Source organism: Schlesneria sp. (assembly GCF_036405755.1).
Classification (GTDB): domain Bacteria; phylum Planctomycetota; class Planctomycetia; order Planctomycetales; family Planctomycetaceae; genus Schlesneria; species Schlesneria sphaerica.
Genome location: NZ_DASWWZ010000016.1, coordinates 1 through 9,083 on the forward strand (window position 1 = coordinate 1; position 9,083 = coordinate 9,083).

Annotated in this window: 9 protein-coding genes; 7 read left to right on the forward strand and 2 right to left on the reverse strand. The window is 56.7% G+C overall.

Going from position 1 to position 9,083, the window contains the following annotated elements:
• From VGE80_RS00540 to mnmA, 5 genes are all read left to right on the forward strand, one after another.
• The coding region (locus tag VGE80_RS00540) for a hypothetical protein (protein ID WP_440591293.1) at positions 1 to 231 on the forward strand (231 nt) is incomplete at its 5' end.
• Positions 232 to 871: 640 nt separating this feature from the next.
• Entirely contained in the window at positions 872 to 1,672 is an 801-nt protein-coding gene (gene dapB, locus VGE80_RS00545) for a 4-hydroxy-tetrahydrodipicolinate reductase (protein ID WP_440591294.1), read from the forward strand.
• A gap of 113 nt (positions 1,673 to 1,785) precedes the next feature.
• Positions 1,786 to 3,045, forward strand: coding sequence for an aminotransferase class V-fold PLP-dependent enzyme (locus VGE80_RS00550; protein ID WP_440591295.1), 1,260 nt, complete (start codon positions 1,786 to 1,788; stop codon positions 3,043 to 3,045).
• Between the two features lie 133 nt (positions 3,046 to 3,178).
• Positions 3,179 to 3,616, forward strand: a complete 438-nt coding sequence (locus VGE80_RS00555; RefSeq protein WP_373650508.1) for a Fur family transcriptional regulator — start codon at positions 3,179 to 3,181, stop codon at positions 3,614 to 3,616.
• A 145-nt stretch (positions 3,617 to 3,761) separates the two neighbouring features.
• Positions 3,762 to 4,946: a tRNA 2-thiouridine(34) synthase MnmA gene (gene mnmA / locus VGE80_RS00560; RefSeq protein WP_440591296.1), complete on the forward strand. Its 1,185-nt coding sequence runs from the start codon at positions 3,762 to 3,764 to the stop codon at positions 4,944 to 4,946.
• A gap of 201 nt (positions 4,947 to 5,147) precedes the next feature.
• Here the strand turns inward: mnmA and glgX are convergent, their stop codons facing one another.
• Positions 5,148 to 7,379: a glycogen debranching protein GlgX gene (gene glgX / locus VGE80_RS00565; protein WP_440591297.1), complete on the reverse strand. Its 2,232-nt coding sequence runs from the start codon at positions 7,377 to 7,379 to the stop codon at positions 5,148 to 5,150.
• 325 nt (positions 7,380 to 7,704) lie between these two features.
• A complete protein-coding gene (locus VGE80_RS00570; RefSeq protein WP_397571344.1) occupies positions 7,705 to 8,190 on the reverse strand; it encodes a DUF6194 family protein in 486 nt (161 codons plus the stop codon).
• Positions 8,191 to 8,423: 233 nt separating this feature from the next.
• Between VGE80_RS00570 and VGE80_RS00575 the strand changes: the two genes are divergently transcribed.
• Both VGE80_RS00575 and VGE80_RS00580 read left to right on the forward strand, forming a co-directional pair.
• The gene (locus tag VGE80_RS00575; RefSeq protein WP_397571343.1) at positions 8,424 to 8,771 is read left to right on the forward strand and encodes a DUF2089 family protein; all 348 of its coding nucleotides are present in this window, start codon (positions 8,424 to 8,426) and stop codon (positions 8,769 to 8,771) included.
• On the forward strand, positions 8,722 to 9,083 hold a 362-nt coding region (locus VGE80_RS00580), incomplete at its 3' end, for a hypothetical protein (RefSeq protein WP_440591298.1). The genes VGE80_RS00575 and VGE80_RS00580, both read left to right, overlap by 50 nt.

Below are 9,083 nucleotides of genomic sequence, written 5' to 3' on the forward strand. Positions count from 1 at the left end.
CGAGTAAAGGGTGGCGTTAACTCGCCCGAATTTCCCGAGATCTCATTAGCAGGTTGGACGGGCTCCGTTGTGGAAACATCAGGAAAACCTCCCAGCCAGTCGGTGATCATCGAATGGGATGCCACCACGCTGGAGACCATGCCCAAAGAGTACGTTGAGAAATGCGAGTCCGAGAATCTCTTCTACTCGATGGCCAGCCTGAAGGCCGATGACGTGGAAGCCGTCATCTGAATCTGTCATCGCACTGATGCAGGTACTTCTCTGAATCTGCTCGATTCTGCCAGAAGGCAGGTCGCGCAAGTGTGAGCGATTGCGCAGCGGGCCGACTGCGGTATCCGCTCGGCGACCTCGCCCCGCAGCCAAGGGGTGTTGCACGCAGGGAAGGGGTGAGTGGGTTGCGGTGAGCGTCTTTGCGCCCGTTTCGTTTTTGCGATCGCATACAGTCGCGCGATGTTGTTAATTCGCTCGGTTTCTGTTTCTTCCGACGATTGTCTCTCACTTTCGTCGATCAAGTGGCCCTGTTCTCTGCTGCCGAGGGGGGAGCATCACGGGAGATGACTCGACCAAAGACGCCTCTGACTCTTCGAAGCTGAGTTGATATCGGCGCTTGGTCGGTTCTGCTGGACGTTTTGCTCGTGTCGGCGTCCCTCGTGACCCTCCTGCGAACTGCTGATCGCGGCTTGCCGGTCCGGTGTGCATGTGGGGTTGTCTTGAGTCGTTAATCTGAGTGCCCGCATGCTGTCCGGTCCCGTTCGACAGAGTGAAATCGGATCGCCGGGGCTGCGCCGGGCAGGGGCCCATTTTTTTGGGAGTCGAATTGCATTACAATCGCCGCTCGTGACAGACACAGCGGAATGAAGAGGATTTTTGAATGTCAAACGCTCTGAAATTAGGAGTCAACGGTGCCGCCGGACGGATGGGGCAGCGAGTGGTCGCGTTGGCCCATCAGGACAAAGCACTGCGAGTTACCGCCGCCTTCGAGTCTGCGTCGTCCCCCAAGCTGGGTCTCGATGCAGGAGAACTGGCCGGGATTGGCAAGCTGAATGTGCCGCTAAGTGCCACCATCGATCAACCGCTTGATGTGATCATCGATTTCTCAACCCCCGAAGGGTGTGCTCATATCCTGACGCTCAGCAAAGAGCGGAAGATTCCTCTGGTGATCGCCACCACAGGGCTGACAGAATCACAGCGAGCCGATGTCGTCGCCGCGTCAAAGGTGATTCCGGTTCTGATGGCGCCCAGCATGAGTCTCGCAGTCAATATCGCGATGAAACTTGTCGCGGATGCTTCTCGCGCCCTGAAGGACCATTCGAGCGGGGTCGATGTAGAAATCATCGAACGACATCATCGCTACAAAGAAGATGCACCCAGCGGAACGGCACTGAAGTTCGGCGAAATCGTGGCTGCGGAGATGGGGCAGACCGAACACAAGCATGGACGGGAAGGGCGCACAGGGCAGCGTCCCCGGAATGAGATCGGCTATCACGCGCTGCGAGTCGGGGACAACGTCGGCGAACATACGATCGTCTACGGAATGCTGGGAGAAACCCTCGAAGTGGCGGTTAAGGGGCAATCTCGAGACAGCTACGCGGTGGGATCGCTGACCGCTGCCAAGTTTCTGGTGACTCAGTCACCGGGGCTGTACTCGATGAAAGACGCTCTCGGTCTATAATTTCTCTCGGCGTGGCACCGCGTATTGTTCCGGAGCCAGACGCCTTGGCCTGGTTCTAGAAACCTCGACCTGCGCTTTGAGCAGGTCGAGGCCATGCGACGAAAATCTACCCCATGTCTATCACCGCTGATCCTGCTTTCGATGTTGAGTCGATTCGACGCGACTTTCCTATTCTCGCGCAGCGACTTTCAAACGACCGAACCCTGGTCTATCTCGACACGGCCGCGACGTCTCAAAAACCGCGTGTCGTCATCGATAAAATGGTCGAATGTTTCGAGCACTTCAATTCGAACGTCCATCGGGGCATCCACGAATTGGGGGATCGGATGACCACGGAACTGGAAAACGCACGTGAAAACGTCCGCCAGTTTATCGGGGCCGCCGACGTCGACGAGATCGTCTTCACATCCGGGACGACGATGTCGCTGAACATCGTGGCTCATGGGTGGGCAAGAAAGTTCCTCAAACCTGGTGATGAGGTCCTGGTGAATGCCATGGAGCACCACGCGAATCTCGTTCCCTGGCAACTCGCGGCCCGCGCGACCGGAGCGGAACTGAAATACATCCCGTTGACCGATGATGGCCGCCTGGACCTCTCCAGACTGGATGAGGTTCTGACATCGCGGACCCGACTGCTCGCCGTCACTGCAATGTCGAACGTGCTGGGGACGGTCAATCCGATTGCGGAACTGGCGCGGAGAGCCCATGACGTCGGTGCGTTGATCTGCGTGGATGGGGCGCAGAGTGTGCCGCACGGTCACACGGATGTGCAGGGAGCGAAGATCGACTTTCTGGCATTTTCGGGACACAAGCTTTACGGCCCCACCGGCATCGGTGTGCTATATGCTCGCCGCGAATTGCTGGAAGCGATGGACCCGTTCCTGGCGGGTGGTCACATGATTCGTGAGGTGTTCGAGCAGTCGTCGACCTGGGCGGATCCTCCGGCCAAGTTTGAGGCGGGGACCTGCCCGTTCGTCGAAGCGGTCGCCATGAGTACCGCGATCGACTATCTGCGCGCCGTGGGACTCGGCAGGATCGCTCAATACGAACATCAGTTGTCGAGCTACGCCCATCAGCGGATGAGGGAAATTCCTGGAATTCGCCTGCTCGGGCCGTCTGTCGACCACAAGGGGGCGATCCTCAGCTTTGTGATTGAAGGGCTGCATGCTCACGACCTGTCCGATCTTCTGGATCGTCAGGGAGTGGCTATTCGGGCGGGACATCATTGCACGATGCCCCTGCATGACCTGTATGGCCTGACGTCGTCAGCTCGCGCAAGTCTGGCCTTTTACAACACGCACGGCGAAGTTGATAAACTGGTCGAAGCCATCCTGGGGGCCCAGAAGGTTTTTCAGCGACCGAAACGGAAGTAGGGCGTTTCCGGGAGAGAAGGCTTTGTCGCGGAATCGGCTGTGAATTGCCTTTCGCAGTTTGTTGAAGGTATCCTTTTGTGTCTTCTCTTCCCTGTCCCTCGAGAAGGTGTGTAAGCCGCAAGAACGGTTGAATATGACTCAAAACATAGACATTGACGCCGTTAGCAAGACGCGGAAACTTCTTTCTGACTGCGGACTGAGAACGACAGCAGCGCGACTGGCGGTGATGCACTGGTTGCAGCGGGCCACGTCTCCAGCAACACATGCGGAAATTGCGGCCGATCTGGTTCCGCTTGGTTTCGACAAAGCGACGGTGCTCCGTAACCTCACCGATCTGGTCGAGGCAGGCCTGGCAACACGCCGGGAACTCGGGGATCACGTCTGGCGATTCGAGATCCGTGACGTGTCGCACCCTGATGGATGCCAGCACGCCCATTTCATTTGTGTTGATTGTGGTAGTGTGACCTGCCTCCACAAGGTCGAACTCCCCAAGTCCGCAATCAAGTCGGTGACCGAGATTGGCCGTATCACCGAAATCCTGATTCGTGGTCACTGTGTGCTTTGCCAGTAAGATCAGGTTTTTCCGATGCCCCTCGATGCTCTGGATTGATCGGCTGGCAAATAACGCGGCTCGGCTCAGTCGTCGCCGGTCTTAATTGTGTTGATGATGACGCCTTTCAGCGTTTTGTGAGTAATTTCCAGGAAGTTCGGGCATAATGGCGATCCGCGTGGTGCTGGCGATGAGTGGTGGAGTAGACAGCTCTGCCGCTGCCGTGCTGCTGAAGCAGCAGGGATACGAAGTCATCGGACTGTTTATGCGGTCTGGTGCCGTCGAGGAAACCACCTGCCGAATCGAACCCAAGCCCAAGGCTTCAGCTGCTCCCGCTGTCGTTGACGCGTTACAGCCCTCACCGCTGCCGACCCTGCCGATTCTTGGCGCGAAGGCGAATAAGCAGGGTTGTTGCAGTGCCTCGGATGCGGCCGACGCCCGCCGCGTGGCGGACGTTCTGGATATCCCCTTTCACGCACTGAACTTTTCGGATGCGTTTGGCAGGATCAAAGACTACTTCGTCGATGAGTATCTTGCCGGACGAACCCCGAATCCCTGCGTGATGTGCAACAACTGGCTGAAGTTTGGAAAGTTGTGGGACTTTGCCGTCAGCGTCGGTGCCGAGCGGATCGCGACGGGGCACTATGCGCGGATCGGAACGATCGACGGCGAACCCGCCTTGCTGCGTGGGCGAGATCGATCGAAAGATCAATCGTACGTTCTGGCGGGAATTAACCGCGAGATCCTCGATCGAATCATGTTCCCTGTCGGTGACTTCAATAAGCCCGAGATTCGTGAACTGGCAGGAGAAGCTGGACTTCGCGTCGCCACCAAGCCCGACAGTCAGGAAATCTGCTTTATCCCTGACAACGACTACGTCGGCTTTCTCGAACGGTATCGCGGTCGACCCGACATGGCGGGTGATTTTGTGGACCCCTCTGGTAATGTTCTGGGCAAACATTCCGGATACGACCAGTTTACGATCGGACAACGTCGTGGGTTAGGGATCACCTTCGGTGAACCTCGCTTTGTGATTCGAATCGAGCCGGACACGCGGCGCGTTGTGCTGGGAAAGTACGAAGATCTAGCCTGCTATGAGTTGGAAGCAGATGGGTTAAGCTGGCTCAAGGACCATCTGCCGGAGAAGTTTGACTGCCTGGCACAGATTCGCTATCAGCACACCGCCGCCCCAGCAGTGGTGGAACGGATTTCGGACGGACGTGTTCGCGTGCAGTTCGAAGCACCCCAGTATGGAGTCGCACCGGGGCAGGCGCTGGTCCTGTACGAAGGCGATCGCGTTCTCGGAGGGGGCTGGATCTGTCAGCCCGCGCGAAGTGAAGTTCACGTTTGAAGCAATGAAGTGCGCGATAAGGCCGTCGTTCCGGGGCGAACACTTCTGAGGGAGACCTCAGCCCATTCGATAAGGTCTCCCTCAAAAGTGGGAACGCATCGTCAAACCGCGATCGGGACCCAGTGCCTGATCCAGCCCCTGGTCGCCCCTCTGTTGAGTCCGATGTAGGAGTTTTCGCAGATCGTATTGGACTTGCGCGGATCAGGGGGTTCCGGGGCGGAACAGCGGGAAGCGAATACGCTTCTGCCATCGCTGGTCCCTGACGAATTGCCAGATCTGTGACTTGGCCCGATCGACGAAAGGTACTTTTGGACGATTCAGCCTGAGAACAGCCAGGGAATGACCTTCCAGTGGATACGGTTCCTTGAACGTCAATCGCTTCAAGAGCGAATCGGTTGCCGTGTCGAGCAGAGGTTGCCAGAACTCATTGTCGGCGTGCGGGGGCATCAGGAAGGGGATCGAGTCGTTGTGCGAATTGAACAGGATGAGCAACGTGTCCCCTGAGATGGGGCGCCCCTTTTCATTGATCTCGTCTTCCATCTCCCCTTCAAGTCGCATTCCAAGGCAGCGGGTGTAGTCCTTGTTCCAGTCTTCATCCGTCATCTGCTGGCCGAGCGGAGTGAGCCAGACGACGTCCTTGACCAGCTCGCCGCGAATCATTCGTCCCTGAAAAAACTTTCGTCGCTGCAGGACGGGTTGCGACTTCCAGAGTCGAATGACCCGCTGCGTGAATTCCAGGAACCGTCTTTCTTCGTTCGTCAGTTTCCATCGCAGCCAGCTGATCGGGTTGTCCTGACAGTAGGCGTTGTTGTTGCCACCTTGCGATTGACAGAATTCATCCCCGCTGCGAATCATGGCGACCCCCTGAGATATCAGGAGAGTGGTCATGAAATTTCGCTTCTGCTGTTCGCGAATTTTCAGTACTGCCGGGTCATCTGTGGGGCCCTCGGATCCACAGTTCCAGCTGATGTTGTGATTATCTCCGTCGTTATTGTTTTCGCCATTGGCTTCATTGTGCTTGTGGTTGTATGAAACCAGATCATGCAGTGAGAATCCGTCGTGAGACGTGACGAAGTTGATGCTCGCGTAGGGGCGGCGGCCTGTTGCTTCGTAGAGATCACTACTGCCGCACAGGCGTGTGGCGAACTCGCTGGCGGTGTGTCCGTCGCCGCGCCAAAACTTGCGCACGCAATCGCGATACTTTCCGTTCCACTCGGTCCACAGGACGGGGAAGTTCCCCACCTGGTAACCCCCCGGCCCGACGTCCCATGGTTCGGCAATTAACTTCACCTGGGACAGGATGGGGTCCTGGTGGATAATGTCGAAGAACGCCCCCAGCTTATCGACGTCATGAAGTTCACGTGCCAACGCCGCTGCCAGATCGAAGCGAAAACCGTCAACGTGCATTTCCTGCACCCAGTAACGCAGGCTGTCCATGATCAATTGCAGAACGCGGGGCGACTGCATGTTCAGGGTATTTCCGCAGCCGGTGTAGTCCTGGTAATAGCGGCGGGGGTCAGCGAGACGGTAATAGGAGGTGTTGTCGAGCCCTTTCAGGCACAGTGTCGGGCCTAGATGATTTCCTTCGCAGGTATGGTTGTAGACCACGTCAAGAATGACCTCAAAGCCATTTCGATGAAGCTGGCGAACCATCCGCTTGAATTCATTGACCGTCTGCTGCGGGTTCGGGATCGAGGCGAACCGCATCTCGGGCGCCAGGTACGCCAGCGTGTTGTAACCCCAGTAGTTTGTGAGTCCTCGATCGACCAGAAACCGTTCGTCGACATGGTGATGGACGGGCATCAGCTCGACCGCCGTCACTCCCAGGGACCGCAGATGTCGAAGCGTTCCTTCACACGCAACGCCGGCGTATTTTCCGCGGCTTTCGCGCGGGACCCAGGGGCTTTTGCACGTGAAGCCCTTGACGTGCATTTCATAGATGAGCGTTTTATGCCAGGGGGTCTTGGGGGGCTTGTCGCCGCCCCAGTTGAAGCGGGGATTGATGACGGCGGCGAGGGGGGCCGAATCCGCATTGTCGCGCTCATCAAAACTGAGATCACCAGCCGGATCGCCGATGTGGTAGCCGAACGCGGCGTCGTTCCAGATCAGGTCTCGTCCGATTCCCTTGGCGTAGGGGTCGAGCAGGACCTTGTTGGCATTAAACCGAAATCCCCGCTCGGGATCGTAGGGACCGTGGGCACGAAACCCGTAGAGCTGTCCCGGTCTGATGTCAGGAAGATATCCGTTCCAGACATGATCCGTCTGATCGGGAAGGGGGATCCGGGCCGACTCTTTTGTCGCGAGGGGAGAGTCGAAAAGACACAAATCAACCTGAGTCGCGTGTTCAGAGAACACCGCAAAATTGACCCCTTTGCCGTCCCAGGTGGCGCCAAGAGGTGCGGGGCGGCCAGGCCAAACTCGTTGATGTGCCATCCTGACAAAACTCTCCGTCTGGGCAAATCGTGTCGCAACGTCCAATTTTTTAAGAATAGTCTTCCGTAGTCCCTTCACGGAAGAGCGAAGATCGACTTTATCGCCGACGATCGAATTCTGTTGCGGAAGTCCGATGTCCATAAGTCAGCACTCCGCATTCGGGTGGTTTGGGCGGTTGGCGTCCATGTCGCTCATCAGCGGGGCGGTTCGAGATCTCTTATGATTTCGACTGTGATGCTGATTGTCGCAAATACGGTCCGATCGAGTCCTACCGTGATGATCATCGTCTTGAGTCTGCCGGGCCAAAGGATCAGGGGATATCCACTCAAGTCTGGCGAAAAGCTTTCAAAGACTTCAGGTACGCAGCAGCGATCAGTGGCTCAATGGTCTCGCGGAATGTCTCACGTGAGGGGTTGAGAATGCAGACCCAACCCTGGGCGGCGTAGACGGGGTGGGGCATAAGCCGATTCACTGCGGCAAAGTCTTCGGTTGCCGCAGGTGTGGTCGGTTCGCGGAACTTGTCTGTGGAGAGACCGAGGGCGCTGCGGAAATCGTCCTTTCCCAGTCCCAGGTTCAGGCGGAAGATTCCGGGGCGGTTGAGCTGCGAGAACTCATCGAACCCCGGGTAATCTTTCACGACGATGGTGGCGTAGGGGAACTGACGCTGCGAAGGGAGATTTCCATCAGGGTCGTAAATAAAAAAGCTATCGCCCCAGGCAGCTTCCGGTGCACCGCTTTCGCGTGACGCGACCAAGACTCGGGTCCCGGGACACTTCAACTCGATGAACTGTCTGATCGCTTGCGGATCCATCGCGCCTCGCAATTCAAAATGGGGGAATCACTACTCATGCGTCATGGAGTCAATCAGGGTGGTCGAGCAGGGCAACAATACCAGAAGCTCAATTCCAGACCAGCTCAAGCCTGCGCAGTGACAACGGAACCCGCCAGCCCCAACATCCTGCTGCGGGCTCTCATGGAAATAAAGTGCAAAAATTCTCAGAAAAATATTGAATATTATTGATCTAGAATGAATAATATTCAGTTATGAGCAATAAGAAGTGGATCGATCTGCTGGACGACGAAGATCTCGCTTTTCTGAAGCGTTTCGTGCTGGCGTCCGGCTCATTGAAAGAGATGGCGAAAGCATATTCCATCTCTTATCCCACTGTGCGACTCCGTCTGGACCGTCTGATCGCCAAGATTGAGGTCTTTGACAGCCAGTCACGGATGAGTGACTTCGAGCGAACATTGCGCGGACTTTTGATCGACGGAAAGATTGATCTCAGCACACTGAAGACCCTACTGGCCGCACACGCGAAAGAAAACGAGAAGGGGACGAATCATGTTTCTACGGATGATGTTAGTCGCGGTGCTTCTGCTGACTTGCCGTAATAGTGCCTCTGGTGAGGCCCCGACGGTGGAGCTCACTTTTGCGAGTCTGGAAGAGATGGGTCAGAACGCGGTTTCTTCGGCGGGACCGGCCAGTGAACCCGCCGTCATCGTTCTGGGTAGCGATCAGCCAAGCACAACACGGGTCGCCGTGTGTGAGTCACCGGGTATTCTCAATCATCAGTACGTCGTAAGGGGGCGAGTCAAGTACGAAGACGTCGCCGGGGATGGGTATCTCGAGCTGTTGAATGACTTTGGCTCGAACGGAGAGTTCTTTACGCGAACACTGTCAGCGACGGGGCCGATGTCAAAACT

What these genes read in the sequence shown, in the direction of transcription:
- mnmA (WP_440591296.1), top strand. Translation starts at nt 3,762, where the DNA reads ATGGCGATCCGCGTGGTGCTGGCGATGAGTGGTGGAGTAGACAGCTCT.
- glgX (WP_440591297.1), bottom strand. Translation starts at nt 7,379, where the DNA reads ATGGCACATCAACGAGTTTGGCCTGGCCGCCCCGCACCTCTTGGCGCC.
- VGE80_RS00555 (WP_373650508.1), top strand. Translation starts at nt 3,179, where the DNA reads ATGACTCAAAACATAGACATTGACGCCGTTAGCAAGACGCGGAAACTT.
- dapB (WP_440591294.1), top strand. Translation starts at nt 872, where the DNA reads ATGTCAAACGCTCTGAAATTAGGAGTCAACGGTGCCGCCGGACGGATG.
- VGE80_RS00570 (WP_397571344.1), bottom strand. Translation starts at nt 8,190, where the DNA reads ATGGATCCGCAAGCGATCAGACAGTTCATCGAGTTGAAGTGTCCCGGG.
- VGE80_RS00550 (WP_440591295.1), top strand. Translation starts at nt 1,786, where the DNA reads ATGTCTATCACCGCTGATCCTGCTTTCGATGTTGAGTCGATTCGACGC.
- VGE80_RS00575 (WP_397571343.1), top strand. Translation starts at nt 8,424, where the DNA reads ATGAGCAATAAGAAGTGGATCGATCTGCTGGACGACGAAGATCTCGCT.